30 protein-coding genes are annotated in these 26,220 nt (G+C 73.3%); 23 read left to right on the top strand and 7 right to left on the bottom strand.

Features of this window, described 5'->3' with window-relative positions; all coding sequences use genetic code 11:
- Positions 1-2: 2 nt before the first annotated feature.
- From EDD54_RS20630 to EDD54_RS23570, 9 genes are all read left to right on the top strand, one after another.
- Entirely contained in the window at positions 3-755 is a 753-nt protein-coding gene (locus tag EDD54_RS20630; RefSeq protein ID WP_126540478.1) for an ATP-binding cassette domain-containing protein, read from the top strand.
- Between the two features lie 148 nt (positions 756-903).
- Positions 904-1,980 (top strand): Gfo/Idh/MocA family protein, encoded by a 1,077-nt coding sequence (locus EDD54_RS20625; protein WP_126540477.1) that lies wholly within the window; start codon positions 904-906, stop codon positions 1,978-1,980.
- Positions 1,980-2,810 carry a sugar phosphate isomerase/epimerase family protein gene (locus tag EDD54_RS20620; RefSeq protein WP_126540476.1) on the top strand — a complete coding sequence of 277 codons (831 nt, stop codon included), beginning with the start codon at positions 1,980-1,982 and terminating at the stop codon, positions 2,808-2,810. Before EDD54_RS20625 ends, EDD54_RS20620 begins: the two co-directional genes overlap by 1 nt.
- Complete coding sequence (locus EDD54_RS20615) at positions 2,807-3,628, top strand: alpha/beta fold hydrolase (RefSeq protein ID WP_126540475.1); 822 nt, start codon at positions 2,807-2,809, stop codon at positions 3,626-3,628. Before EDD54_RS20620 ends, EDD54_RS20615 begins: the two co-directional genes overlap by 4 nt.
- Entirely contained in the window at positions 3,625-4,332 is a 708-nt protein-coding gene (locus EDD54_RS20610) for a ribulose-phosphate 3-epimerase (protein WP_126540474.1), read from the top strand. The genes EDD54_RS20615 and EDD54_RS20610 overlap by 4 nt, the downstream gene beginning before the upstream one ends.
- A 3-nt stretch (positions 4,333-4,335) precedes the next feature.
- Positions 4,336-5,274, top strand: a complete 939-nt coding sequence (locus tag EDD54_RS20605; protein WP_126540473.1) for an ROK family protein — start codon at positions 4,336-4,338, stop codon at positions 5,272-5,274.
- A 58-nt stretch (positions 5,275-5,332) separates the two neighbouring features.
- Positions 5,333-6,247 carry a tagatose-bisphosphate aldolase gene (locus EDD54_RS20600; RefSeq protein ID WP_126540472.1) on the top strand — a complete coding sequence of 305 codons (915 nt, stop codon included), beginning with the start codon at positions 5,333-5,335 and terminating at the stop codon, positions 6,245-6,247.
- Positions 6,237-7,181: an ROK family protein gene (locus tag EDD54_RS23575; RefSeq protein ID WP_126540471.1), complete on the top strand. Its 945-nt coding sequence runs from the start codon at positions 6,237-6,239 to the stop codon at positions 7,179-7,181. The genes EDD54_RS20600 and EDD54_RS23575 overlap by 11 nt, the downstream gene beginning before the upstream one ends.
- On the top strand, positions 7,178-7,708 hold the full coding sequence (locus EDD54_RS23570; RefSeq protein WP_126540470.1) for a P-loop nucleotide/nucleoside kinase family protein: 531 nt from the start codon (positions 7,178-7,180) through the stop codon (positions 7,706-7,708). Before EDD54_RS23575 ends, EDD54_RS23570 begins: the two co-directional genes overlap by 4 nt.
- A 126-nt stretch (positions 7,709-7,834) precedes the next feature.
- Here EDD54_RS23570 and minE read toward each other — a convergent pair whose 3' ends face one another.
- The 4 genes from minE to EDD54_RS20570 form a co-directional block, all read right to left on the bottom strand.
- Positions 7,835-8,113 (bottom strand): cell division topological specificity factor MinE, encoded by a 279-nt coding sequence (minE, locus tag EDD54_RS20585; RefSeq protein ID WP_126540469.1) that lies wholly within the window; start codon positions 8,111-8,113, stop codon positions 7,835-7,837.
- Complete coding sequence (minD, locus tag EDD54_RS20580) at positions 8,110-8,925, bottom strand: septum site-determining protein MinD (RefSeq protein ID WP_126540468.1); 816 nt, start codon at positions 8,923-8,925, stop codon at positions 8,110-8,112. The genes minE and minD overlap by 4 nt, the downstream gene beginning before the upstream one ends.
- 16 nt (positions 8,926-8,941) lie before the next feature.
- A complete protein-coding gene (minC, locus tag EDD54_RS20575; protein WP_126540467.1) occupies positions 8,942-9,682 on the bottom strand; it encodes a septum site-determining protein MinC in 741 nt (246 codons plus the stop codon).
- Between the two features lie 233 nt (positions 9,683-9,915).
- On the bottom strand, positions 9,916-10,704 hold the full coding sequence (locus tag EDD54_RS20570; protein WP_126540466.1) for an ABC transporter permease: 789 nt from the start codon (positions 10,702-10,704) through the stop codon (positions 9,916-9,918).
- 198 nt (positions 10,705-10,902) lie between these two features.
- Between EDD54_RS20570 and EDD54_RS20565 the strand changes: the two genes are divergently transcribed.
- Positions 10,903-11,157: a hypothetical protein gene (locus EDD54_RS20565; protein ID WP_126540465.1), complete on the top strand. Its 255-nt coding sequence runs from the start codon at positions 10,903-10,905 to the stop codon at positions 11,155-11,157.
- Between the two features lie 16 nt (positions 11,158-11,173).
- Here the strand turns inward: EDD54_RS20565 and mtnA are convergent, their stop codons facing one another.
- Entirely contained in the window at positions 11,174-12,271 is a 1,098-nt protein-coding gene (mtnA, locus tag EDD54_RS20560; RefSeq protein WP_245515836.1) for an S-methyl-5-thioribose-1-phosphate isomerase, read from the bottom strand.
- Between the two features lie 109 nt (positions 12,272-12,380).
- Between mtnA and EDD54_RS20555 the strand changes: the two genes are divergently transcribed.
- Positions 12,381-13,130, top strand: a complete 750-nt coding sequence (locus EDD54_RS20555; protein ID WP_165644744.1) for an EAL domain-containing protein — start codon at positions 12,381-12,383, stop codon at positions 13,128-13,130.
- A gap of 13 nt (positions 13,131-13,143) precedes the next feature.
- Here EDD54_RS20555 and EDD54_RS20550 read toward each other — a convergent pair whose 3' ends face one another.
- Entirely contained in the window at positions 13,144-13,614 is a 471-nt protein-coding gene (locus EDD54_RS20550) for a response regulator (RefSeq protein ID WP_207620508.1), read from the bottom strand.
- Between the two features lie 147 nt (positions 13,615-13,761).
- On the opposite strand from EDD54_RS20550, the gene EDD54_RS20545 reads away from it, so the two are divergent.
- Entirely contained in the window at positions 13,762-16,419 is a 2,658-nt protein-coding gene (locus EDD54_RS20545; RefSeq protein ID WP_126540462.1) for an ATP-binding protein, read from the top strand.
- 19 nt (positions 16,420-16,438) lie between these two features.
- Here the strand turns inward: EDD54_RS20545 and EDD54_RS20540 are convergent, their stop codons facing one another.
- On the bottom strand, positions 16,439-17,596 hold the full coding sequence (locus EDD54_RS20540) for a fumarylacetoacetate hydrolase family protein (RefSeq protein WP_126540461.1): 1,158 nt from the start codon (positions 17,594-17,596) through the stop codon (positions 16,439-16,441).
- A 191-nt stretch (positions 17,597-17,787) separates the two neighbouring features.
- Here EDD54_RS20540 and EDD54_RS20535 point away from each other — a divergent pair, with 191 nt between their 5' ends.
- The 11 genes from EDD54_RS20535 to rlmH all read left to right on the top strand — a co-directional run bounded on the left by EDD54_RS20535 (position 17,788) and on the right by rlmH (position 26,166).
- On the top strand, positions 17,788-18,225 hold the full coding sequence (locus EDD54_RS20535; RefSeq protein ID WP_126540460.1) for a hypothetical protein: 438 nt from the start codon (positions 17,788-17,790) through the stop codon (positions 18,223-18,225).
- A gap of 293 nt (positions 18,226-18,518) precedes the next feature.
- Positions 18,519-18,833, top strand: coding sequence for a 50S ribosomal protein L21 (gene rplU, locus EDD54_RS20530; RefSeq protein ID WP_126540459.1), 315 nt, complete (start codon positions 18,519-18,521; stop codon positions 18,831-18,833).
- 128 nt (positions 18,834-18,961) lie between these two features.
- Positions 18,962-19,240: a 50S ribosomal protein L27 gene (rpmA, locus tag EDD54_RS20525; RefSeq protein ID WP_126540458.1), complete on the top strand. Its 279-nt coding sequence runs from the start codon at positions 18,962-18,964 to the stop codon at positions 19,238-19,240.
- 142 nt (positions 19,241-19,382) lie between these two features.
- Positions 19,383-20,081: a GNAT family N-acetyltransferase gene (locus EDD54_RS20520; RefSeq protein WP_165644694.1), complete on the top strand. Its 699-nt coding sequence runs from the start codon at positions 19,383-19,385 to the stop codon at positions 20,079-20,081.
- A gap of 26 nt (positions 20,082-20,107) precedes the next feature.
- Positions 20,108-20,710, top strand: a complete 603-nt coding sequence (locus EDD54_RS20515) for a GNAT family N-acetyltransferase (protein WP_165644695.1) — start codon at positions 20,108-20,110, stop codon at positions 20,708-20,710.
- A gap of 145 nt (positions 20,711-20,855) precedes the next feature.
- Positions 20,856-21,899: a GTPase ObgE gene (gene obgE / locus EDD54_RS20510; RefSeq protein ID WP_126540455.1), complete on the top strand. Its 1,044-nt coding sequence runs from the start codon at positions 20,856-20,858 to the stop codon at positions 21,897-21,899.
- Entirely contained in the window at positions 21,896-23,065 is a 1,170-nt protein-coding gene (proB, locus tag EDD54_RS20505) for a glutamate 5-kinase (RefSeq protein ID WP_126540454.1), read from the top strand. The genes obgE and proB overlap by 4 nt, the downstream gene beginning before the upstream one ends.
- A 43-nt stretch (positions 23,066-23,108) precedes the next feature.
- Positions 23,109-24,395: a glutamate-5-semialdehyde dehydrogenase gene (locus EDD54_RS20500; RefSeq protein ID WP_126540453.1), complete on the top strand. Its 1,287-nt coding sequence runs from the start codon at positions 23,109-23,111 to the stop codon at positions 24,393-24,395.
- Positions 24,392-25,030 carry a nicotinate-nucleotide adenylyltransferase gene (locus tag EDD54_RS20495; RefSeq protein ID WP_126540452.1) on the top strand — a complete coding sequence of 213 codons (639 nt, stop codon included), beginning with the start codon at positions 24,392-24,394 and terminating at the stop codon, positions 25,028-25,030. The genes EDD54_RS20500 and EDD54_RS20495 overlap by 4 nt, the downstream gene beginning before the upstream one ends.
- Before the next feature lie 146 nt (positions 25,031-25,176).
- Positions 25,177-25,602, top strand: a complete 426-nt coding sequence (gene rsfS, locus EDD54_RS20490) for a ribosome silencing factor (RefSeq protein WP_126540451.1) — start codon at positions 25,177-25,179, stop codon at positions 25,600-25,602.
- An 81-nt stretch (positions 25,603-25,683) separates the two neighbouring features.
- A complete protein-coding gene (gene rlmH, locus EDD54_RS20485) occupies positions 25,684-26,166 on the top strand; it encodes a 23S rRNA (pseudouridine(1915)-N(3))-methyltransferase RlmH (protein WP_126540450.1) in 483 nt (160 codons plus the stop codon).
- Positions 26,167-26,220 lie beyond the last annotated feature (54 nt).

The raw sequence follows: 26,220 nt of genomic DNA, 5'->3' as shown, positions 1-26,220 counted from the left end.
CAATGGCCGCGACCACGTCCGAACCCATCCTCGAAGTCCGCGGCGTCGCCAAGCGCTTCGGCGGCGTCCAGGCCCTCAAGGACGTCTCGATGCGGCTGATGCCGGGCGAGTGCGTCGCCCTCGCCGGCGACAACGGCGCCGGCAAGTCGACCCTGATCAAGACCATCTCCGGCGTCTACCAGCCGGACGAGGGCGAGATCCGCTTCGCCGGCCAGCCGGTCCACTTCCCGACCCCGGAGGCCGCCCGTGGCCACGGCATCGAGACGATCTACCAGGACCTCGCGCTCGCCGACAACCTGACCATCGGCGCCAACATCTTCCTCGGCCGCGAGCCGATGCGGAAGATCCTCGGCGTCCTCCCGGTGATCGACCGCGCCAAGATGGCCGAGGCCGCCCGCGAGACCATGGCCCGCCTCGACTTCCACGTGAACCGCCTCGACGCCCCGGTCGGCCGTTTCTCCGGCGGCCAGCGTCAGGCGGTGGCGATCGGCCGGGCGATCTACTGGAAGGCCCGCGTCCTGATCATGGACGAGCCGACCGCCGCCCTCGGCGTGCCCGAGCAGCGCAAGGTGGTCCAGCTCGTCAGGACGCTGAAGTCCCAGGGGCAGGGGATCATCTTCATCTCCCACAACCTCCAGGACATTTTCGCGGTCGCCGACCGCATCGTCGTGCTGCGCCGCGGCCAGCTCGCCGGCGAACGGCGGATCGCCGAGACCAACCACGACGAGGTCGTCAAGCTCATGGTCGGCGGCTGACCGCCGGCCCGTGACGATCCGGCCGCGGCACGTCCGCCCGGATCGCCACCGCCCTCGGGCCGCCGCCGGCCCGCCCGCCGCCCTCCCCCGGCGGGTGCCTCTCCCCCCGGGCCGGCGGCCGCCCCACCCTGATCCGGAGTGGACCCTTATGCCCCGCAAGGACGAACGCAGGCTGAGGATCGGCGTGCTCGGCTGCGGCCCGATCGCCCAGGCCGCCCATTTCGAGAGCTGCACCAAGGCGCGCAACGCCGACCTCTTCGCGATCTGCGACGTCGCCGACGACCTCCGCGCGCGCATGGCCGCGACCCACGCGCCGGCGAAGAGCTACGCCGACTACGATGCCATGCTGGCGGACCCCGAGGTCGAGGCGGTGATCGTCGCCACCTCCGACGCCTTCCACGTGCCGGCCGCCCTGAAGGCGCTCGCCGCCGGCAAGCACGTGCTCTGCGAGAAGCCGCTCGGCGTCGCCGTCGAGGAGGTCGAGGACCTCGCCCGCACCGTCGCGCGCTCCGGCCTCGTGCTCCAGGTCGGCCACATGAAGCGCTTCGACGCCGGCCTCCAGGCCGCCAAGGCCTTCGTCGACGACGGCATGGGCCAGCGCCTCGCCCTCAAGGCCTGGTACTGCGACAGCACCCACCGCTACCCGATGACCGACGCGGTCCAGCCGCTGATCGTGACCAGCCGGAACGCGCGCCGTCCCGCCGGCGATCCCAAGGCCGACAAGCGGCGCTACTTCATGCTGGCGCACGGCTGCCACCTCGTCGACGTCGCGCGCTATTTCGCCGGCGACATCGTCGAGGTCGACGCCCGCCTCTCCGAGCGCTTCGGAGCGTATTGCTGGTTCGTCGACGTCGCCTTCGCCGACGGCACCCTCGGCCACCTCGACCTCACCGTCGCCGTCCGCATGGACTGGCACGAGGGTTTCCAGATCTACGGCGAGAACGGCAGCATTCTCGGCAAGACCTTCAACCCCTGGTACTACAAGACCAGCGAGGTCGACATCTTCCACGAGGCCGACGGCACCACCCGCCGCGTCCTCGGCGCCGACGGCCACTTCTACCGCCGTCAGGTCGAGGGCTTCGCCGACGTGATCCTCGACGGCGCGCCGATGACCGGCGCCTCGGCCGCCGACGGCGTGGCCAGCGTGCGCGCCATGGTCGCGATCGCCCGCTCCGCCGAGACGCGTCGGCCGGTGCGCCTCGACCAGGTCGAGGGAGCGGTCTGATGCGCCTCGGTATCTTCGCCAAGACCTTCCCCGGCACCGACGCCGCGACCGTGCTCGGCGCCGCCCGCGCCGCCGGCTACGACTGCGTCCAGTTCAACATGGCCTGCCTCGGCCTGCCGGCGATGCCGGACGAGATCCCCGAGGCCGCCGCCGCCACGGTCGCCGCCGCCGCGGCCGCCACCGGCGTCGCGATCGCCGCGGTGTCCGGCACCTACAACATGATCCACCCCGACCTCGCCGTCCGCTTCGACGGCCTGCGCCGGCTCGCCGTGCTCGCCTCCGCCTGCGCGGCGATCGGCACCGGCATGATCACGCTCTGCACCGGCACACGCGATCCCGACGACCAGTGGCGCCACCACCCGGACAACGACCGTCCCGACGCCTGGGAAGACCTCGTCACCGAGATGGAGAAGGCGGCCGCGATCGCCGAGCGTTTCGACGTCGACCTCGGCATCGAGCCCGAACTCGCCAACGTGGTGTCCTCGGCCGCCCGCGCCGAGCGGCTGATCGTGGAGGTCGGTTCGCCCCGGCTGAAGATCGTCCTCGACCCCGCCAACCTGTTCGAGGTCGCCGCCGCCGACGTCCGCCGCGGCCTCGTCGAGGACGCCGTCGCCCGGCTCGGCTCCCGCATCGCCATGGCCCACGCCAAGGACCGCCGTCCCGACGGCGCCTTCGCCGCCGCCGGCCGCGGCGTCGTCGACTTCCCGCATTTCGTCGCGACCCTCGCCGCCGCCGGCTTCGACGGCCCGCTGGTCACCCACGGCCTCGACGCCGGCGAGGCTGCCGACGTCGCCGCCTTCCTGCGGCCGCTGACCGAGGCGCGGCGATGACCGTCCGACCGTTCGCACGCGACGGCCTCCGCCTCGACCTCCACGACCGCGGCGACGGCCCGGCGCTGGTGCTGCAGCACGGCCTCTGCGGCAGCGCCGCCGCCATCGCGGACGTCGCCGATCGTCTCGCCGGCCATCGCGTCCTCACCCTCGACTGCCGCGGTCACGGCGGATCCGAATCCGGCGAAGCATCGGCCTTCTCGATCGCGACCTTCGCCGGCGACGTCGCCGCCGTGATCGAGGCGGAGCGCCTCGGCCCGGTCGCGCTCGGCGGCGTCTCGATGGGCGCGGCGATCGCGACGCGGCTCGCGGTGCGCCGGCCGGCGCTGGTGCGCGCCTTGGTGCTGGTCCGGCCCGCCTGGGTCGCCGATCCGAATCCGGCGAACCTTTCCGCCAACGTGCTGGTCGGCGACCTCCTCGCCGCGCATCCGCCGGCCGAGGCGCGGCGGTTGTTCGAGGCGTCCGACGCCGCGCGGACGCTCGCCGCCGAGGCGCCGGACAACCTCGCCTCGCTCCTCGGCTTCTTCGCCCGCGAGCCAATCGCGACCACCGCGGCGCTCCTGACGCGGATCTCCGCCGACGGCCCCGGCATCCCGCGCGAGGACCTCGCCGCCCTCGCGGTGCCGACGCTGGTGATCGGCACGACCCGCGACGCGATCCACCCGATGGCGACCGCCGAGGCCCTTGCCGCCGCGATCCCCGGCGCGCGCCTGATCGTCGTCCACCCCAAGGCCGACGACCGCGCCCGCCACGCCGCCGAAGTCGCCGCCGCCATCGCCGACTTCCTCGCCGCCCTCCCCGGATCCGCCACCCGATGACCCGACCCGACCGCCTCTCCGCCCTGCCGAAGCACCGGCTGCTCTGCGAATTCTCGCTGTGGTCCGCCGACCTCGTCCGCCTCGCCGACGACGTCGCGCGCGCCGACGCCCACGCCGACGTCTGGCACGTCGACGTCGCCGACGGCCATTTCGCGCCGTCCTTCCTGTTCTTCCCCGATCAGGTCGCCCGCGTCCGCGAACTCACCGACAAGCCGATCCACGTCCACCTGATGGTGGCCGACGCGATCCTCCTCGACCAGATCGACCAGTTCGTCGACGCCGGCGCCGACCTCGTCAGCGTCCACCTTGAGAACGACGCCGCGCTGGTGCCGGCGCTCGACCGCCTCGACGATCTCGGCGTCGCCGCCGGCGTGGTGCTGAAGTGGGACACGCCGGTCGCGGCGGTCGCGCCCGTGCTGCCGCGGCTCGCCTTCCTGACGCTGCTCGGCACCGCCATCGGCGTGAAGGGCCAGTCGCTGTCGCCGGCCGCCACCGGCCGCCTCGGCGAGGCGCGCGCCCTGATCGCCGCCGCCGGCCGCCCCGGCGGCACCGTGCTCGCCGCCGACGGCGGCATCCGCGACACCACCGTGCCCGCGCTGCGCGCCGCCGGCGCGGACACCGTGGTGATGGGCTCGCTCGCCTTCGGAGCGCCGGACCTCGCCGCCCGGATCGCCTGGGCCCACGGCCTGCCGGGACCGGGCTGAGCCATGCGCACGGCCGTCGGCATCGACCTCGGGGGAACGGAGCTGCGCGCCGCGCTGGTGGCCGAGGACGGTCGCCTGCTGGCGCGCCGCTCGACCCGCACCGACGCCGCCGGCGGCCCCGAGGCCGTGCTCGCCCAGATGACCGGGCTCGTCGCCGACCTCGACCTCGCCGGCGCCCGTCCGGTCGCGGTCGGCGTCGGCGCGCCGGGCCCGCTCGACGCCGAGGCCGGCGTCGTCACCGGACCGCCGACGCTCGCCGGCTGGCACGGCTTTCCCTTGCGCGAGCGCCTCGCCGCCGCCCTCGGCCTTTCGGTCGCGATCGACAACGACGGTCATGCCGCCGCCCTCGGCGAGTGGCGCTTCGGCGCCGCCATCGGCCGGCGCCACTTCGTCTACGTGACGGTCAGCACCGGCATCGGCGGCGGCGTCGTCTGCGACGGTCGGCTCTTGCGCGGCCGCGGCGGCCTTGCCGGCCACGTCGGCCACATGATCGTCACCGACGACGACGTCGTCTGCAGCTGCGGCAACCGCGGCTGCTGGGAGGCGGTCGCCTCCGGCACCGCCTTCGGCCGGCAGGCGCGTCGCGCCGCCGCCGCCGATCCCGCCGGCCGAATCGCCGCTCTCGCCGGAACCGCCCCCGCCGACGCCCGCCACGTCGGCACGGCCGCCCGCGAGGGCGACCCGGCCGCCCTCGCCCTCGTCGCCGAGGAGGCGCGCCGGCTCGGCGCCGGCATCGTCGGCCTGATCCACCTCTATTCGCCCGAGGTCGTGGTGATCGGCGGCGGCCTCTCCGCCCTGTTCGACCTGTTCGCCCCCGTGATCGCCGACGCCGTCGCGACGCGGGCGATGCCCGCCTTCCGCGACGTCGCGGTGGTGCCCGCCGCGCTCGGTCCCGACGCCGGCCTCGTCGGTGCCGCCGCCCTCGTCCTCGCCCCGAACTGAGCCCATCCTTCGCACACGAGGCCGCCCCCTCCCGGCGGCCGACCAGGAGACTCGAGACATGACCGCCATGACCACCGCCGAACGGCGCGGCTACCAGCAGATCTGCGACGCCGACGGCGCCATGATGGTGATCGCCTGCGACCAGCGCGGCGGCATGCGCACGCTGCTGTCGTCCGATCCCGAGGTGCAGGCGAAGATCGGCATCGACGTTCTCGGCGCCACCAAGGCCGACATCACCAAGTACCTGGCCTCGAAGGCCTCCTGCGTGCTGCTCGATCCGGTCTGCGCCGTGCCGTCCGTGGTCGACGACGGCGTGATCTCCCGCGACACCGGCCTGCTGATCGGCCTCGACGACAGCGGCTTCGACCTGACGCCGGAGGGTTACCGACTCTCCAAGCTGGTCAAGGGCGTCGACGCCGCCCGCGTGCGCCGGCTCGGCGGCACCGGCGGCAAGATCATGGTCTACCTGCGCTCCGACCGGCCCGAGGCCAACGGCCACAACGTCGAGATCCTGAAGCGCTGCATCGCCGACTTCGCCGCCGAGGATCTGCTGCTGGTGGTCGAGTTCCTGACCTACAAGCTCGACGGCGAGGACGACGCCGCCTACAAGGCGAAGGTGCCCGAACTGGTGGTCGAGGGTTCCAGGATGTGCCTCGAACTCGGCGCCAAGCTGCTCAAGATCCCCTTCCCCGGCACCGCCGAGGCCTGCGCCGCCGTCACCGCGCTCGCCGGCGACGTGCCGTGGGCGGTGCTGTCGGCCGGCGTCGACCACGCCACCTTCCTCGGCCAGGTCGAGACCGCCATGCGCAACGGCGCCTCCGGCGTCATCGCCGGCCGCTCTCTCTGGAAGGACTGCATCTCGCTCGACCGCGCCGTGACCCGCGAGCGGCTGACCACGATCGCGGTGCCGCGCCTCGAGGAGATCAAGGCCGTGGTCGCCCGCTTCCGCCGCGGAGGCGCCGATGCACGCTGACCTCGAGGCGATCGGCATCGACGTCGGCGGCACCAACCTGCGCCTCGCCCGGGTCGCCGCCGACGGCACCATCCTGGAGAAGCGCGCCGAGCGGATCGACCGCGATCCCGAGGCGGCGATCGCCCGCGCGATCGAACTCGCCGCCTTCCTCGACGGACCCGACGTCGTCGCGGTCGGCGTCGGCATCCCCGGGCGGGTCGACGCCCGCCGCGGCAAGGTGCTGTCCGGCGGCTATCTCGACTTCGCCGGGCTCGACTTCGCCGAGCGGCTGCAGGCCGCCCTCGGCAAGCCGGCGGCGATCGACAACGACTGCAACATGGCGCTGGTGGCCGAGATCGCCGTCGGCGCCGGCAAGCGCCGCGACGACGTGGTGATGTTCACCATCGGCACCGGCATCGGCGGCGCGGTGATGCTGGAGGGCAAGATCGTCCGCGGCCGGATGGCGGCGGGCCAGCTCGGCCACGTCACGGTCGACGTCGGCGGGCTGCCCTGCGCCTGCGGCCGTCGCGGCTGCGTCGAGACGACCTCGTCGGGCAACGCCTTCGGACGCCTCGTCGCCGAGGCCGGCCTGCCCGCCGGCACCACGGCCGAGGCGGTGCTCGCCGCCGACTCCGCCGGCGATCCGCGCGCCGACACCCTGCTCCGGGCCTGGGCGACGCCGCTGCGCGCGGCGATCGACACCGTGGTCGCCGCCTTCGATCCCGAGCTGGTGCTGCTCGGCGGTGGCCTCGGCGGCGCCGCCTTCCGCGCCCTCGCCAAGGCGCCGCCGCTCGCCGACTGGTACCGCTGCGCCGTCGCCCCGGCCGAACTCGGCGACGACGCCGGCGTGATCGGCGCGGCGCTGTCGGCGCTGATCGAGCACCATCGCGACGGCGGGGCCCAGCGGGTCGCCGGCCGCGGCGCGCGTCACCTCTCCGGGGCCGGACGGTCGTGAAGACGGCGATCCTCGTCAACGGCCTGCCGGCGAGCGGCAAGACCACGGTCTCGCGCCACCTGTCGCGGGCGCGGACCTGGCCGCTGCTCACCCTCGACAGCGTCAAGGAGCCGTTCTTCGACGCCGTCGGCGTCGGCGACCGCGAGCACAACCGCGCGCTCGGCCGCGCCGCCATGGCCGCGCTCTGGGCCGTGGTCGCCGACGGACCGGACGGCGCCGTCTTCGTGCTCGACGCCTGGTTCGGCGTGGTGACGCGCGAGCGGCTCGCCGAGCTGATCGCCGGCGCCGGGGTCGGACGGGTGTTGGAGGTGTGGTGCCACGCGCCGGGCGAGGTGCTCGCCGCGCGCTACGTCGCCCGTGCCGGCCGGCGCCATCCCGGCCATCCCGGCCCGGACTACGCCCCCGAACTCGCCCGCCGCGCCGGCGAGGTGTCGCCGCTGCGGCTCGGGCCGGTGCTGGAAGTGGACAGCTCGCGCGCCGTCGACCTCGCCGCGATCGAGACCTGGATCGACGCCGCGCGGGCGTGAGACCGAGCCCGTCGCGGCGGGCAGCGCCCGACCGGGCGCCGGACGGACGGCCGAAACCCCGCAAGGTCCCGACACCTCGGGATCTTGCGAGGCCGGTGGAAGTCCCGCGCGGCGCGGGACCGCCGGTCAGGCGCCCACGGCCCGCTTGGTGATCTGGACGTCGTTCGGGATCTCGACGTCGACCTCGAGGGTCGAGACGCCGGCGCCGCGCTCCATCTTGACGATCACCTTGTCGCGCTCGATCGCGACGTGGCGGCCGACCACCTCGAGGATCTCCTCGCGCAGCTTGGCGAGCAGGTCCGGCTGGCCGGAGGTGGCGATGCGCTCGTGGGCGAGCAGGATCTGCAGGCGCTCGCGCGCCTGGGGCGCGGTGGTGCGCCGCCCGAAGAAGCTGAGAAGGCTCATGCCACCCTCCGCCCGAACAGGCCCTGGAAGAAGCTGCGCCGCTCGGCCGGAACGGTGACGGGGATGTCGATGCCCATCAGCCGCTGCGCCGCCTGCAGGTAGGCCTGGGCCGCCGCGCTCTGCGGGTTGGAGATCGTCACCGGCGAGCCGAGGTTCGAGGCGTTGAGGACGGCGGTGCTCTCCGGGATGATGCCGATCAGCGGGATCGACAGGATGTCCAGCACGTCGGCGACCTTCAGCATCTCGCCGCGCTCGGCGCGGGCGGCGTCGTAGCGGGTCAAGAGCAGGCACTTCTCCATCCGCTCGCCGCGTTCGGCACGGATGGTCTTGGCGTCGAGCAGGCCGATGATGCGGTCGCTGTCGCGCACCGACGACACCTCGGGATTGGTGACGACGACGGCGACGTCGGCGTGGCGCATCGCCAGCGTGGCGCCGCGCTCGATGCCGGCCGGGCTGTCGCAGATCACCCAGTCGAAGCGCTGGCGGAGCTCGTCGATCACCCGCGCGACGCCCTCCTCGGTGAGCGCGTCCTTGTCGCGGGTCTGCGACGCTGCCAGCAGGTGGAGCATGTCCACCCGCTTGTCCTTGATGAGGGCCTGGTTGAGCTTGGCGTCGCCCTGGACCACGTTGATGAAGTCGTAGACGACGCGGCGTTCGGCACCCATGACGAGGTCGAGGTTGCGCAGGCCGACGTCGAAGTCGACCACGACCACGCTCTGGCCGCTCTGGGCGAGCGCCGCCCCGAGCGCGGCGGTCGTCGTGGTCTTGCCGACGCCGCCCTTGCCTGACGTGACTACCAGTACCTTGGCCATGGTGGGTTCCTTCGGCTCAATCCAGTGCGGACATGTAGATGGTGTCGTCCTCCAGGCGGATCTGGACCGGACGACCGCGCAACTCGGGGTTCAGTTCGTCGGCGATCTGGTAGAGGCCGTCGATGGCGACGAGTTCCGCTTCGAATTTCTGGGCGAAGATCCTCGCCTTGGGATTGCCGGTGCAACCCGCCATCGCCCGGCCGCGCAGCGCGCCGTAGACGTGGATCGAGCCGCCGGCGACGATCTCGGCGCCCGAGGCGACCGAGCCGACGATGGTGACGTCGCCCTCCGGGTACATCACCGACTGGCCCGACCGCACCGGGGCCTCGATGTAGAGGGCCGGCGCGACGGCCGGAACCGGCACCTGCGGCGGCGGCCCGGCGGGGGCGGCCGCGGCGCCGCCGACGGCGGGCGTCTCGTCCTCGGGGGCGGGAATGTCGTCGACCACGCGCCCGCCGGACAGGCCCGGCGGCAGTCCGAAGCCGAGCGCGGAGGCCTTGGCGCCCTCGATGCCGAGCACGCGGACCTTGCGGGCGTAGAGGTCGGCGACCAGCGTCTGCAGCGCCTCGCGGTCGAGGTCGAGCGCGCCGACGTCGAGCACCAGCGGACGGTTGACGAAGAAGCTCGGCGAGCGCTCGCGCAGCACGTCGAATTCCGTCAGCCACGCCGCCAGCGGCGCCTCCGGCGCGAGCACCAGGGCGAGGAAGCTGCGGCCTCGAAAGCGTATCGTCTTGCGGATCGTCGTCGCGGTATCCATCGGAGCACCCGGCCATGAACGTCTCCGATCTGAGCCGGAAATGGTTGACGAATGGTTAACTTAACCTTTCGTCAACCGGCCGTTCCGGATCCGGAACGATCGCCCGGGGCGGATTTTCGCGGGCTTTCGCAGGATCTTGGCGCTCTTGGCTGCCGCAGGATGCGAAGCGATCGGCAAATTGCGCCGCCTGCGCCCGAGCTTGCCGGCGAGTGCTTCGCGACGGCGCGCGGCGATCAGATCGAAGCGAGGCGGCGGCGGGCGGTGCGCTGCACGGCGAGGCCGACCACGAAGGTGACGGCCGCACAAAGGGTCGCATAGCCGATGTCGATGAAGTGGCCGGGGTACCCGGGAAAGATGCCGGTGCGGAACAGCGCGACCAGATGCGCGATCGGGTTCCAGACGATGATGTTGCGGATGTAGGGCTGCATGTATTCCGGCACGTTGTAGACCGCGCCGAGCAGGATCTGGCCGCGCGTCAGCACACCCCAGAAGATGTTCCAAAGCGGGAAATGCGGAATGATCACCGAATTGATCAGGCCGACCCCGAGGCCGAACAGGTAGAGCACGCTCCAGCACTCGAGCAGCGGCGCCATGTCGTAGGGCACCGCGAACATCGAGACGTCGAACACCCACAGCACCGTCAGCAGCAGGATCGCGAGGACGGTGTAGTTGAACAGCTCGACGCAGCTCTTGGCGATGGCGCTGTCGAGCAGCGACACGCCCGGCAACGCCTTGCCGCCGCGGCTCTGCGAGACGCCCGCCGCGCTCTTGGTCGAGACGGTGCGGAACAGCGAGATCGGGATCAGGCCCGACGCGATGAACAGGATCTCGCTGTCGCCGAGCATCGGCGACGACCCGACGAAGACGCGCAGGCTCGACATGACGATGATCATGCCGAGGAGTTCGAACAGGTCGAACAGGTAGGCGAAGGCGTAGCGGCTGTTGCGCAGCCGGATCTCGCGCATGATCAGCGCCGCGATCACCGAGGTCTGACGGCGAAGGCCGATGACAACCGTTTCCAACTGCGGCTCCGTCCGTGTCGTCGCGTCGCGGGGCGGCGGGGAGCCCCGAGGGTGCACTGCGCCGAGAATGCGGCGGAAACTGGATCGCCCACCGACGGGATGGCCCGCGCGGGCACGCCGCGTGTATGCTCCGCGCGCGCCCGGCCGGCGGGCGCCGAGGCGGGCCGCCGCTCCCGCGCCCGGAGGATCCCGCCCGCCATGTCCACGCCCCGCCCGGTGTCCGTACGCCTCGTGTTCCGTGGCCGCGACCTCGGCGCCGGCTTCGCGGCCTTCGCCGCCGAGCGCCTCGCCCGCTACGCCCTCGACGGCCGCGTCGTCGCGACCGGCCCGTCCGAGGTCGCGGTCGAGGCGGCCGGTCACCCCGCCCTCGTGGACATGCTCGAGGTCGGCTGCTCGATCGGCCCGCTCGACGCGGTGGTGCTCGACGTCGAACGCCGCGACGGGCCCGCCTGAGCGTGCGCCGGCCGCGTCAACGGCCGGCGCGCTCCGGGAACAGGCTTGCGAGGCCCTCCGGGCTGGCGGCGCACAGGCCGCGCTCGGTGATCAGACCGGTGACGAGGCGCGCGGGCGTGACGTCGAAGGCGGGGTTGCCGAGGCCGGACGCCTCGGGGGCGATCCGGACGCGCGTCACCTCGCCGGCGGCGGTGCGGCCCCAGACCCAGCCGACCTCCTCGCCGGAGCGCTCCTCGATCGGGATTTCGGCGAGGCCGTCCGAGACGGTCCAGTCGATCGTCGGCGACGGCAGCGCTACGTGGAAGGGCACGCCGTTGTCGTGGGCGGCGAGCGCCTTCAGGTAGGTGCCGATCTTGTTGCAGACGTCGCCGCGGGCGGTGGTGCGGTCCGTGCCGACGATGACGAGGTCGACCTTGCCGTGCTGCATCAGGTGGCCGCCGGCGTTGTCGACCACCAGCGTGTGCGGCACGCCGTGGCCGGCGAGTTCCCAGGCCGTCAGCGAGGCCCCCTGGTTGCGGGGCCGGGTCTCGTCGACCCAGACGTGGACGTCGACGCCGCGCTCGCGCGCCATGTAGATCGGCGCGGTCGCGGTGCCCCAGTCGACGGTGGCGAGCCAGCCGGCGTTGCAGTGGGTGAGGATGTTCACCGGCCCGCCGCCCTTGCGCGCCGCGACCGCCTCGATCAGGGCGACGCCGGCCTCGCCGATCGCCCGGTTGATCGCGACGTCCTCGTCGGCGATCGCCGCGGCACGGGCGTAGGCGGCGGCCTCGCGTTCGGCCGGCGGCAGCGGGCGCAGGACCGCGGCCATGACGTCGAGCGCCCAGCGCAGGTTGACGGCGGTCGGGCGCGTCGCGTTCAGCACCCGCCAGGCCTCGTCGAGGCCGGCGTCGGAGGGATCCGTCCGCATCTGCAGAGCCATCCCGTAGGCGGCGGTGGCGCCGATCAGCGGCGCGCCGCGCACCCACATGTCGCGGATGGCGACCGCCGCCTCGTCGCGTGTCGAGAGATCGACCACGACGAAGTCGTGCGGCAGGCGGCGCTGGTCGATCACCCGGACGGTGCGGCCGTCCGCGGCCGTGAAGATCGATCGATAGGGGATGCCGTCGACTTTCAACCCTCGCCACTCCTCTCGAGCGCCCCGGCGCGATCGGCGGGAACGGTCAGCGTTCATACAGCATTTCGCGATAGGATGTTCCTCGGGGGTGCAGACGACCTGGAGTGCCATGACGGTCCGTTTCGAGGAGCTGACGCTCCACTACCAGCCGCAGTATTTCGCCGACGGCAGCCGCATGGCCGCCGTCGAGGCGCTCTTGCGCGTGCTGAAGCCGACGCCCCGCCTGATGCGCCCCGGCGACGTGCTCGCCCATTTCTCCGACCCCGCCGACGCCGAGCGGCTCGACTACTGGGTGTTCCGCCGCGCCTGCGCCGACGCGGTCGCGTGGCCGGGCCTGACCGTGTCGATCAACCTGTCGGCCGACCGCTTCCGCGACCCCGTGCTCGTCGACCGTCTCGTCGCCATCTGCGACGAGGTCGGCATCGGCCACGACCGGGTCGAGATCGAGATCGTCGAGAGCGCCTACATCGGCGACTTCGACGCGGCGCTCGCCACCATCGAACGCCTGCGCGCCGTCGGCTTCCGCATCGCACTCGACGACTTCGGCACCGGCTATTCCTCGCTGAGCTACCTGCTGCGGTTGCCGGTCGACAAGCTCAAGATCGACAAGTGCTTCATCGACGACATCGGCTCGATGCGGGCCGTGGCGATCGTGCAGTCGGTGATCGCGCTCGCCCGCGCGCTCGGCCTGCGCGTCACCGCCGAGGGCGTCGAGACCGAGGCGCAGCGGCGCTTCCTGAAGGCGGCCGGCTGCCACTATCTCCAGGGCTGGCTGTTCTCCAAGGCGGTCGCGCCCGAGGAGATCGGGCACCTGCTCGCGGCCGAGCGGCCGGCCGTGCCGGTCCGGCCGCCTGCCTGATTCGGGAATCGCGTCAGGACCGCAGGGCACCGCCCTCGGCGTCGAGGGCGCGCTGGGCCCGGATCATGAAGCGGATCTGGTGCGCCATCAGCCGCCAGTTCACCGGCTTGCACATGAACGAGGTCGCGCCCGCTTCGAAGGCGTCGTCGATAGAGGCCATGTCCTCGCGCCCGGTCACCACCATGATCGGCAGGCGGGCGTGGCGCGGATCGGCGCGCAGGCGCCGCACCATCTCGATGCCGTTCATGCCGGGCATGTCGACGTCGACCAGCAGCGCGGCGACCGAAAGGTCCTCGAGCAGCGCCAGTCCCTCCTCGGCGCTGCCGGCCGTGACGACGGTTACGGTCGGCGTCGCGATGTAGACCGAGCAGAATTCGAGCTGGATCGGGTCGTCGTCGACGGCGAGGATCGTCATGTCGCCGGACAGCACGTAGTCGAAGCGCCGCACGGCGAGGTCGGCCGGCGGCGGCGGGGGCATGGTCATGATGGCGGTCCGGCTCCGTCGTCGTCGCCGCCAGTGTCCGCCGGATCTGCTAACGCCGCGTTTCCGACGCCGCTCCGCCCGCTCGCGATCGGGCGCCCGGGTGCCGCCTTTTCCCGCCGTTAACGGGGACCTGCGCACCATCGCGCCATGACGCCCCGCCCCGCCCTCTCCGTCCGCGCCAAGCTCGTTCTCCTCGCCGTCGCGGCGATCGCACTGGCGACTTCGGTGATGCTGGCGACCTCGATCCTGCGCGACACCGGCCGCTACGTCGAGCAGAAGCGCTCCTACCTCTTCACAACCGCCCGCGTGATGGCCGCCGCCGCGGCCCCGGCCGTCGCGGAGCGCGAGGTCGCCGGCGTCCAGCAGGTGATCCGCTCGCTGCGCGACGTCGAGGGCGGCATCTACGTCGGCGTCGCCGGCGCGGACGGCGCCGCCCTCGCCGAGGCCGGCTCGGCCGAGGTGCTGTCGAGCGACGTCGCGGTGTCGGATCCGGCCGCCCCGGTCGACCTCCTCGCCACCGTCGGCAGCCGCACGCTGGCGGTCGAGGTGCCGGTGGTGCGCGGCGGCGCCGAGGTCGGTCGGCTCCGCCTCGTCGCCGATACCGCCGACCTGCCGCACCTGCTCTGGGCCGCGGTCGGGGGCACCTTCCTCGCCGCCGGTGTCGCCGCGGGCCTCGCCCTCCTGCTGGCGCTGGCGCTGCAACGCTCGATCTCGCGCCCGATCGAGGCGCTGTCGGCCGCGATGGCGACGGTGCGCCGCGACCACGACTTCGCCGTGGTGCTGGAGCCGTCCTCGCGCGACGAGATCGGCCGCCTCGTCGAGGGCTTCAACGGCATGATCGCCGACATCCGCGAACGCGACGCCCGCCTCGCCCGGCACCGCGAACGCCTCGAGCGGGAGGTCGCCGACCGCACCGCCGACTACGCCCGCGCCGCCCGCGACGCCGACGACGCCAACCGCGCCAAGTCGGACTTCCTCGCCACCATGAGCCACGAGATCAGAACGCCGATGAACGGCATCCTGGTGATGGCCGAGGTGCTGGCCGCCGAGGAACTGCCCGGCCGCGCCCGCCGGCAGGCCGAGGTGATCGCCCGCTCCGGCGCCAGCCTGCTCGCCATCATCAACGACATCCTCGACGTCTCCAAGATCGAGGCCGGCCGCCTCGAGGTCGAGATCCTCGACGTCGACCCGGTCGCGGCGATCGACACCGTGCTGCGCCTGTTCGCCGAGCGCGCCGCCGAGAAGGGGCTCGACGTCGCCGGCCGCGTGCTGCTGCCGCCGGACCGCCTCGTCGCCGCCGACCCGACCCGGCTCGGCCAGGTGCTCGGCAACCTCGTCAACAACGCGCTGAAGTTCACCGCCGCCGGCGGCGTGGTCGTCACCGCCGAGCCCGACGGCGACGACCGGGTCCGCTTCGCCGTCACCGACACCGGCATCGGCATCCCCGCCGACAAGCTCGCCGGCGTGTTCGAGGCCTTCACCCAGGCCGACCAGAGCACGACCCGCCGCTTCGGCGGCACCGGCCTCGGCCTGTCGATCGCCCGCCGCCTCGTCGAGGCGATGGGCGGCGCGCTCGCCGTCGCCAGCGAGGTCGGCCGCGGTTCGACCTTCCACTTCTCGCTGCCGGCGGTCGTCGCAGAAGGCCGTCCCGCCACGCCGGACGCCGCCGGCGCCAGCGCCCGCGTCGCGGTCGCGGCGCCGTTCACCCGCGCCGCCCTCGCCGCCGGCCTCGCCGCCCGCGGCTTCGCCCTCGTCGAGACCGGACCGGCCGATTTCGTCCTCGCCGACGCCGGCGCGCTCGCGGACGCCGCGGTCGCCCCCGACGGCGCGCTGGTCGCCGTCGCCCGGCCCGGCGAACGTGTCCCGGCCCGGCGCGACGGCCGCCGCGTCGACGCGGTGCTGGCCTGGCCGGTCGCCGAGGGCGACCTTTCCGATCTCCTCGCCCGCCGCGCCGCCGGCCTGCCGCTCTCCGACGACGACGTCGCCGGAGGGGCCGACGCGCTCGCCGGCTTCCCCGGCCTCGCCGTGCTGGTGGCCGACGATTCCGAGGTCAACCGCGAGGTCGCCGACGCCGCGCTCCGCCGCCTCGGTGTCGTCGCCGACTTCGTCGTCGACGGGCGCGAGGCGGTCGACGCCGCGCTCGCGCGCCGCTACGACCTGATCCTGATGGACGGCAGCATGCCGGAGCTCGACGGCTTCGCCGCCGCCCGCCTGATCGGCGCCGCCGAACGCGAGCGCGGCACCGCGCCGACGCCGATCGTGGCGCTGACCGCGCACGTCATCGGCGCCGCCGCCGACGCCTGGCGCGAGGCCGGCATGGTCGGCGTGCTGCACAAGCCCTACACGCTCGCCGCCCTCGCCGGCACCATCGCCGCCGCCACCGGCCGCACCGCTTCCGAGATGCCGGCCGGCGCGTCCGTTCCGGAGCCGCCGGCGGACGACGCCGCGCCGGCGCTCGACGTCGCCGTCGTCGACGACCTGCTCGAGACCGCCGGCGGCGCGCTCGCCGTGGTCGACCGCATCGTCGGGCTCTATCGTCGCCGCGCCGCCGAGGAGATCGGCCGGCTGCGCGCCGCCGCCGAAGCCGGCGAGGTCGAGGCCCTCGCCCGCTCGGCCCACGCGTTGAAGTCGATGAGCGCCAACATCGGTGCGCGGGCGCTCGCCGACCTCGCCGCCTCCATAGAGCGCGGCGCCCGGATCGACGGCGCCGCAGCCGACGCCGCCCGACTCGCCGAGATGGACGCCGCCCGCGCCGCCGCCGAGGAGGCGCTCGACGTCTGGCGCGCCGGCCAGGACGCCGCCTGAGCCGTCGCGCGCCGTCCGGTCAGCGCAGGAGGCCGCGCCCGGCGAGGCTGCGCATCAGGTCGGCGATGCCGAAGTCCCAGGGCTCGGCGCGGTCGGTCGGCACGACCCGGTTGACGAGGGCGCCGAGCGGCGGCGCCGAGATGGTGACGACGTCGCCGGTCTTGTGCGTGAAGCCGCGGCCGGGCTCGTCGCGGTCCTCGACCGGGGCGAACATGGTGCCGAGGTAGAGCACGAAACCGTCGGGATAGCGGTGGTGCGGGCCGATCGCCTGGGCGACGAGGTCGGCCGGGTCGCGCGAGATCTCCGCCATCGCCGAGCGCCCGGACATGCGGAAGCCGTCGACGCCCTCCACCGTCAGGCCGACCTCGAGGCGGCGGACGTCGTCGAGGCCGAAGCCGCCGTCGAACAGACGCAGGAACGGACCGACCGCGGCGGAGGCGTTGTTGTCCTTGGCCTTGCCGAGCAGCAGCGCCGAGCGGCCCTCGACGTCGCGCAGGTTGACGTCGTTGCCGAGCGTTGCGCCGACGATCGTGCCGCGCGAATTCACCGCGAGCACGACCTCGGGCTCGGGGTTGTTCCAGGTCGACTTCGGATGGACGCCGACGTCGGCCATGGTGCCGACCGCCGACAGCACCGGTGCCTTGGTGAAGATCTCCGGGTCCGGGCCGATGCCGACCTCGAGATACTGGCTCCAGGCACCCTCGCGGATCAGCGTCTCCTTGAGCGCGGCCGCCTCCGGCGAGCCGGGGCGCAGGCTGCGGAGGTCGTCGCCGACGAGCTCGCGCACCCGCGCCCGGATCGTCAGCGCCGCACCGGCGTCGCCGCGGGCGCGCTCCTCGATCACCCGCTCCAGCATGGACACCACGAAGGTGACGCCGGCCGCCTTGATCGCCTGCAGGTCGATCGGCGCCAGGAGGTGCGGCCGGGCGGGATCGCGGCCGTCCGGCGCGGTGTTGGCGAGGACGGCGTCGAGCCGGCCGACCACCGGCCCGGCGACCCGCGCCAGGGCGCCCGCCGGGTCGGCGGTCTCGCAGAGGTCGCGCACGGTCGGGAACACCGCGGTGACGTCGACCAGCACGTCGCCCTCGACCCGGACCACCGCGGGCCCGACCCCGGGCAGGAAGACGCGGCCGACGAAGAGGCCGTCGGACGGCAGGGCGGGGGCGGGCGTGGTCATCGGCGGTCTCCTCCTGTGGTCGGCGCCTTATAGCAGAGCCGCCCGCCGCGGGCAGGGCCGTCGCTCGCTGACGAAATGCTGACCAAGGAGAACAGTCTGGCGTCACCGGCATCCGGGTAGACCCGTATGCGGCGGCGGAGAGGGTCCGTCGCCGACCCGGCCGACGGCCGCACCACACCGAGGAGACGACCATGATCGCCAAGACCATCCGCGCCGCCGGCCTCTCCGGCGCCCTCGCCGCCGGCCTCGCGCTCGCGGCCGTTCCTGCCGAGGCCGCCGGCACCGCGCGCACGCTGACCTGTGCCGGCGCCGACGGCCTCTTCACCATCGCCTCCCGCTACGTCGAGCGGACCAAGAAGACGGGCGTCCGCCGGCAGTTCAAGGCCGAGTTCGAGGTCGATCACGCCGTCGCCGGCTTCGGCGTCGGCCGCACCGTGGTGTTCGAGGTCGCCGACGTGGTGGTCGCCCGCCGGGCGCTGAAGCGGCAGGCCGACGGCTCGCTCGCCGCCGAGGTCCAGTTCGACGACGAGCGTGGCGCCCTGCCCGCCACCTTCCCGGCGATCGCCAAGGGGACCACGGTGGAGGCCGTCGTCGGCGGCCGGACCGTGCTCGCCTGCGCCCTGCGCTGACCGCGCTCCGCGACCGCGCCGGCCCGCCCCGGAACGGGGGCGCGCCGGCGGCGAAAATCCGCCGGCCGGGCGCGATCCTTCGTTGACTTCGCCCCGCCCGCGCGTGTATCCAACGCCCTGTCGTGCGAGAGAGGCTCACTCTCTCTTCGCGCGGGAGGGCGTTTTGTTTCGCGGATCCGTCTCCGACGGCCGCGCCGAGCACCCACAACCCCACGCGACCAACGACCACGACCCGCTGCGACGGCTCGATCCGTACGCGGCCAAGAACGAACCGAAGAAGGACTGGCGAGACCATGTTCGCAGTGATCAAGACGGGCGGCAAGCAGTACAAGGTCGCCGCCGACGACGTGCTGGAAATCGAGAAGCTCGACGCCGAAGCCGGCGCGACCGTCACCTTCGAGGAGGTGCTCATGGTCGGTGGCGAGGCGGGCGTGACGGTCGGCACCCCCGTGGTGAACGGCGCCGTCGTGACCGCCGAGGTTGTCGAGCAGACCCGTGGCCCGAAGGTGATCTCCTTCAAGAAGCGCCGCCGGCAGAACTCGAAGCGCAAGCGCGGTCATCGGCAGCTCCTGACGGTGGTGAAGATCACCGGCATCACCGCGGCCTGACACGAATTCGAAGGGTCGCCGGACGGGTTCCCCGGCGGCGGCCCACCCCAGGAACGCAATCCGCGGTCCGTCGCGTCAGAGCGTCTCGAAGCCGCTCCGCGGGACTGCTGACAGGAAGGAGTAATCCCATGGCTCACAAGAAGGCAGGCGGTTCGTCCCGCAACGGCCGCGATTCCGACGGCCGTCGCCTCGGCGTCAAGAAGTTCGGCGGCGAAGCCGTCATTCCCGGCAACATCATCGTGCGCCAGCGCGGCACCAAGTGGCATCCCGGCACCAACGTAGGCCTCGGTGTCGACCACACGATCTATGCGCTCACCGAAGGCAAGGTGGCCTTCGCGACCAAGGCGAACGGCAAGGTCTACGTGTCCGTTCGACCGACGACGATGACGGCGGAAGCAGCAGAGTAAGCCGGATGGTCCCTGTTGCGACTGCCGGCGTCCCACGGACCCTGGCAGATCGCTCCGAAGACCGGACGAGCGCTTGCGAGGGGAGGTGGGTCGCCACCTCCCCTCTTCGCTTTTCCGGACCGAGGAAACGACCATGCCCCCCGTGGAAAGATCGGAACGCGAGCTGCTCGAGAGCATAATCGGCGAGGCCGGAGACCGGGGGCACGCACGCCCCGGCGAAGGCCTCGCCATCGAGACGCGGCGCCTGCTGCTCCGGGCGCCGACGGCGGCCGACGCCGCCGTGATCGCCGAACTCGCGGACAATCCCCGCGTCGCCCAGAACCTGCTCGGCATGCCCCACCCCTACCGCATCGGCGACGCCCTCGCCTGGATCGCGGAGCCGGCGCCGGCCAACGGCCAGAAGCACCTCGTCTGCGTCCGCGCCCGCGACGCCGCGCCGGTGCCGATCGGCGCCGTCACCCTCGACCATCGCCGCGGCGCCCGCCTGCCGACGCTCGGCTGCTGGCTCGGCGAGGCCTTCTGGGGGCGCGGCTATTCGACAGAGGCGTGCCACGCCGTGATCGACTACGCTTTCCTGCACCAGGGCCACGAGCGCCTGTCGTTCCACTGCCGCGTCACCAACGCGGCGGGCCGGCGGGTGATCGAGAAATGCGGCTTCCAGTGGGCCGGCCAGGAACTCCAGGCCTCCGTCTTCCACGGCACCGTGGTGGCGGTGGACCGGTTCCAGATCGACCGGCGCACCTGGGAGAGCCTGAGGCGCTGGGAGCCGCTGCGCTTCGTCGAGGACGACGGCGACGCGGCCTGGCCGCTGCAGGGTGGACGGCGGCCCGCGGAGGTGTGATCCTCCCGGGCGGCGAGGGTACGGGGATGACGATGCCTCTCGGCTCCACGCGACGAACCGTCGTGGCGATCCGGCCACTGGACGAGGTCCGGCTGACGACGGCGCGGCTCGCGCTGCGTCCGCTGACGTCGGCCGACGCGCCGGCGCTGCAGCGCCACCTGTCCGACCATCAGGTGTCGCGCTGGCTGGCCCGGGTGCCCTACCCCTACGGCCTCGCCGACGCCTTCGCCTTCGTCGACCACGTCCGCCTCGCCGCGATCGCCGGCTCGGCGGTGACGCTCGGCGTGACCCGGCGCGCCGCCGGCGACGACGTCGTCGGCGTCGTCGCCCTGCACGGGCTCGACGGCCTGCCGGAGTTCGGCTACTGGCTCGGCCGCGCCCACTGGGGCCAGGGGCTGATGACGGAGGCGGCCGGCGCCCTGCTCGCCCACGCCTACGGCACGCTGCCGATCGACGAGATCGTCTCCGGCGCCTTCGCCGGCAACGACGCCTCGCTGGCGATCCAGGCCCGCTACGGCTTCGTCCACGAGGGCCGCAGCCGCCGGCAGTGCCTCGCCCGCGGCGGGTTGGTCGACCACGTCGACACCCGCCTCGACCGCGCCGGCTTCCGACCACCGCCGGCCGGCTGAACCCGGCGCCCCGAACCCGGCACACGCGCGGCGTTCCGCCGTTGCACCCGCGGCCGTTCTGCCCCATAGCTCACGGCCACGAAGAACCCGCGATCGACAGACGAGAAACGGCGCTCCAGAGCGGGTGCCGACGAAGAGTTTTCCCATGAAGTTCCTGGATCAGGCGAAGGTGTACGTGCGGTCCGGCGACGGTGGCGCCGGCAGCGTCTCCTTCCGCCGCGAGAAATTCATCGAATTCGGCGGCCCCGACGGCGGCGACGGCGGCCGCGGCGGCGACGTCTGGATCGAGTGCGTCGACGGTCTCAACACGCTGATCGACTATCGCTACCAGCAGCATTTCAAGGCCCGCACCGGCGGCCACGGCATGGGCCGCAACCGGGCCGGCGGCAAGGGCGAGGACGTCACGCTGCGCGTGCCCGAGGGCACCGAGATCCTCGAGGAGGACGGCGAGACCCTGATCGCCGACCTGACCGAGGTCGGCCAGCGCGTGCTGCTTTGCAAGGGCGGCAACGGCGGCTTCGGCAATGCCTATTTCAAGACCTCCACCAACCAGGCGCCGCGCCGGGCCAACCCGGGCCTGCCCGGCGAGGAGAAGTGGATCTGGCTGCGGCTGAAGCTGATCGCCGACGCCGGCCTCGTCGGCCTGCCCAACGCCGGCAAGTCGACCTTCCTCGCCCGCACCACCGCGGCCAAGCCGAAGATCGCCGACTATCCCTTCACCACGCTGCACCCCGGCCTCGGCGTCGTGCGCGTCGGCACCCGCGAATTCGTGCTCGCCGACATCCCCGGCCTGATCGAGGGCGCCCACGAGGGCACCGGTCTCGGCGACCGCTTCCTCGGCCACGTCGAGCGCTGCGGCGTGCTGCTGCACCTCGTCGACGCCTCCAACGAGGACGTGGTCGAGGCCTACCGCATCGTCCGCGGCGAGCTCGAGGCCTACGGCGGCGGCCTCGACGAGAAGCCGGAGATCGTGGCGCTCTCCAAGTGCGAGCTGGTGCCCGAGGACGAGCTGAAGAAGAAGCTGCAGAAGCTGAAGCGCGCAGCCAAGAAAACGCCGATCGTGCTCTCGGCGGCCACCGGCCAAGGCGTCGACGACGCGCTGAAGCTGATGTGGCGCACCGTCGAGGACAGCCGCGCCGAGGACGACGAGGTCCACCCGAAGGACGCCGAGGAGGACTGGCGGCCATGACCGCGCTCGAACGCCCCGCCGCCGCGGCCCCCTTCGCCGGCCGGCTCGCCGGCTATCGCCGCATCGTCGTCAAGATCGGCTCGGCGCTGCTCGTCGAGGGCCGCTCCGGCGTGCTCCGGCGCGCCTGGATGGAGGCGGTCGCCACCGACGTCGCCCGTCTCGCCGCCGGCGGCGCCGACGTGCTGCTGGTCTCCTCCGGCGCCATCGCCATGGGCCGCGGCGTGCTCGGCCTCCCAGCCGGCAAGCTCCGCCTCGAGGAGAGCCAGGCCGCCGCCGCGGTCGGGCAGATCGCGCTGGCGCGCGCCTGGGCCGAGGTGCTCGGCACCCACGGCATCACCGCCGGACAGATCCTGCTCACCCTCGGCGACACCGAGGAGCGCCGCCGCTACCTCAACGGCCGCGCCACCATCGGCACCCTGCTCGAGAAGCGCGCCGTGCCGGTCATCAACGAGAACGACACCGTCGCCACCACCGAGATCCGCTACGGCGACAACGACCGCCTCGCCGCCCGCGTCGCCACCATGATGGGTGCCGACCTGCTGGTCCTGCTCTCCGACATCGACGGCCTCTACACCGCCCCGCCGAAGGACGACCCGAACGCCACGCTGATCCCGGTGGTCGAGCGCATCACCCCAGAGATCGAGGCGATGGCCGGCGCCGCCGGCTCGGAGCTGTCGCGCGGCGGCATGAAGACCAAGATCGAGGCCGGCAAGATGGCGACCGTCGCCGGCACCGCCATGATCATCGCCTCCGGCAAGGTGGCGAGCCCGCTGGCCCTGATCGACGCCGGCGGCACCCACACCCTGTTCCGCGCCGAGGCCAACCCGGTCACCGCCCGCAAGGCGTGGATCGCCGGCCACCTCGAGCCGCGCGGCACGCTGACCGTCGACGCCGGCGCCGTCCGCGCCCTCGGTCAGGGCCGCAGCCTGCTGCCGGCCGGCGTCACCGCGGTTTCGGGTCGCTTCGGCCGCGGCGACGCCGTACGGGTGGTCGACGCCGCCGGCATCGAGGTCGCGCGCGGCCTCGTCGCCTACGACGACGGCGACGCCGACCGCATCCGCGGCCGCAACTCCGCGGCGATCGAGGACATCCTCGGCATCGCCGGCCGCACCGAGATGATCCACCGCGACGACCTCGTCCTGAAGGGCGAGGTCGGCGGGACCTGACGGCCCCGCCGGGCTGCCCCCGACCACACCGGACCGACGCGCCATGCTGCACACCGCCGCCCCCACCGCCGACGACCTCGCGCACGAGATGCTCGCCCTCGGCCGGCGCGCCCGCGCCGCCGCCCGGCGGCTCGCGACGGCGACCGCCGCCGAGAAGCGCGCCGCGCTCGCCGCCATGGCCGCCGCGGTGCGCGCCCACGTCGCCGAGATCCTCGCCGCCAACGCCATCGACGTCGCCGAGATGAAGGTCAACGGCCAGACCGCCGCCTTCCTCGACCGCGGCACCCTGACCGAGCCGCGCGTCGAGGCGATCGCCGCCGCCCTCGACGAGATCGCCGCCCTGCCCGATCCGGTCGGCAAGGTGCTCGCCGCCTGGGACCGCCCCAACGGCCTGCACATCGAGCGGGTGGCGACGCCGCTCGGCGTGATCGGCATCATCTACGAGAGCCGGCCCAACGTGACCGCCGACGCCGGCGCGCTCGCGCTGATGGCCGGCAACGCCGCGATCCTGCGCTGCGGCTCCGACAGCTACGCCTCCTCCGAGGCGATCCTGACCGCGCTGCGCGAAGGTCTCTCCGCCGCCGGCCTGCCCGAGGACGCGATCCAGCTGGTGCCGACCCGCGACCGCGCCGCCGTCGGCATGCTGCTCGGCGGCCTCGGCGGCACCGTCGACGTGATCGTGCCGCGCGGCGGCAAGAGCCTGGTCGCGCGCGTGCAGGCCGAGGCGCGGGTGCCGGTGTTCGCCCATCTCGAGGGCATCTGCCACGTCTACGTCGACAAGGCCGCCGACCTCGACATGGCGATCGCCATCGCCGTCAACGCCAAGCTGCGCCGCACCGGCGTCTGCGGCTCGGCCGAGACGCTGCTGGTCGACCGCGCGGTCGCCGCCACCCACCTCGCACCGATCCTCGACGCCCTCGCCGCCCGCGGTTGCGCCATCCGCGGCAGCGACGAGGTGGTCGCGCTCTGGCCCGCCGCGACGCCGGCGAGCGAGGAGGACTGGCGCACCGAGTATCTCGACGCGATCATCTCGGTGACGCTGGTCGACGGTGTCGAGGCGGCGATCGAACACGTCGAGACCTACGGCTCGCACCACACCGAGGCGATCGTCACCGCCGACCCCGACACCGCCGAGCGCTTCCTGAACGGCATCGATTCGGCGATCGTGCTCCACAACGCCTCGACCCAGTTCGCCGACGGCGGCGAGTTCGGCATGGGCGCCGAGATCGGCATCGCCACCGGCAAGATGCACGCGCGCGGGCCGGTCGGCGTCGAGCAACTGACCTCGTTCAAGTACCGCGTCCGCGGCAACGGCCAGCTGCGTCCGTGACGTCGGCCCGTCCGCGACTGCCGCCGGCCTTCCCCGGCGAGACGGTCGGACTGTTCGGCGGATCCTTCGACCCGCCGCACGCCGGCCACCGCCACGCGGCCGACATGGCGCTCGCCCGGCTCGGGCTCGACCGGATCTGGTGGTTGGTCACCCCCGGCAACCCGCTGAAGGACACCGGCGCGCTGCCGCCGATCGCCGAGCGGCTCGCCGCCGTCGTCAAGGTCGCCGGCCGCGGCCGCGCCGTCGTCACCGACCTCGAGGCCCGTCTCGGCACCCGCTACACCGTCGACCTCCTGCGCCGGCTGACCCGGCTCTATCCCGCCGTCCGCTTCGTGCTGGTGATCGGTGCCGACAACTGGGCCGGCTTCCACCGCTGGGGCGGCTGGCGCGAGATCGCCGCCCTGGTGCCGGTGGCGGTGATCGACCGGCCCGGCTCGACCTTCCGGGCGCTGTCGGGCCGGGCGGCGCGCAGCTTCGCCGCCGCCCGCCTGCGCGAACGCGACGCCGCCCGGCTCGCCCGGCACGCGCCGCCGGCCTGGGTGTTCCTCACCGGAGCACGCGTGCCGCTGTCCTCGACCATGCTGCGTGCACGCCTTGCGCGATTCGCGGCCCTCCCGCGCGAGGACGCGTCTTGAAAACGTCGCCCGACGGGCCCAATGTAGTCTGGCGGGGCGAAGTCCCCGCGGCATCGGGGACGCTGCAGGATTCCACCGCCGGCTACCGGCACCCGGAAGCGCATGACGACCGACACCGGACCGAACACGAGGTATTCCCCCTGAACATGGCACTCTCTTCCGAGGGCGCGGCCTTCCGCGCTCCTCAGTCCCCGGCCGTGACCGGCGTCGACGCCGCCGCGGCGGGTGATCCGGCCGCCCGGCTCGCCGCGGTGCTCGCGAGCCTGGACAACGCCAAGGCCGAGGACGTCGTCTCGATCGACATCGCCGGCAAGACGCCCATCGCCGACTACATGGTGGTCTGCGCCGGTCGCTCGCAGCGGCACGTCGGCGCCATCGCGGACCATCTGCTGAAGGACCTCAAGGACGCCGGCTTCGGCACGGCCGCCACCGAGGGCCAGCCGGCTTGCGACTGGGTGCTGATCGACGCCGGCGACGTGATCGTCCACGTCTTCCGCCCCGAGGTCCGGCAGTTCTACAACATCGAGAAGATGTGGTCGGTGGACGCCGTCCCGGTGCGCGTCAACGGCTGACGGCGGCCGGGTCCTCCACCGGGCCGTCGGCGTCCGTGCACGGCCTTGCGGCGCAGCCGCGGGCCGGTGCACAAGGTTCGGATGCAGATCGCCATCCACGCCGTCGGCCGCCTGAAGGCCGGTCCCGAGCGCGAGCTCGCCGACCGTTACATCGACCGTGCCCGCAAGGCCGGACCCGCCATCGGGATCACCGGGGTCGCGGTGCGCGAGATCGTCGAGAGCCGCGCCCGCGAGGCCGCGGCACGCAAGGACGAGGAGGCGGCGGCGCTCGTCGCCGACCTGCCGCTCGGCGCCCTGCTGATCGCGCTCGACGAACGCGGCGACCTGCCGACCAGCGAGCGATTCGCCGCCATGATCGGCGAGGCGCGCGACCGCGGCACGCCCTCGGCGATCCTGCTGATCGGCGGTCCCGACGGCCACGGCCCGGCGGTGCTGTCGCGGGCGGGCCACCGGATCTCCTTCGGCCGGCTGACGTGGCCGCACCAGCTCGTCCGCATTCTCGCCGCAGAACAGGTCTATCGGGCGGTGACCATCCTGTCCGGCCACCCCTACCACCGGTCCTGATCCGGCCGGACGAATCGACGGCCCCGAGGCGGGAACCGAACCTGGGCGCGAACG

This window comes from Oharaeibacter diazotrophicus (genome assembly GCF_004362745.1).
Taxonomy (GTDB): Bacteria; Pseudomonadota; Alphaproteobacteria; order Rhizobiales; family Pleomorphomonadaceae; genus Oharaeibacter; species Oharaeibacter diazotrophicus.
The sequence above is the reverse complement of the archived record's forward strand: the minus strand, read 5'-3'. Positions and strand labels throughout refer to the sequence as shown.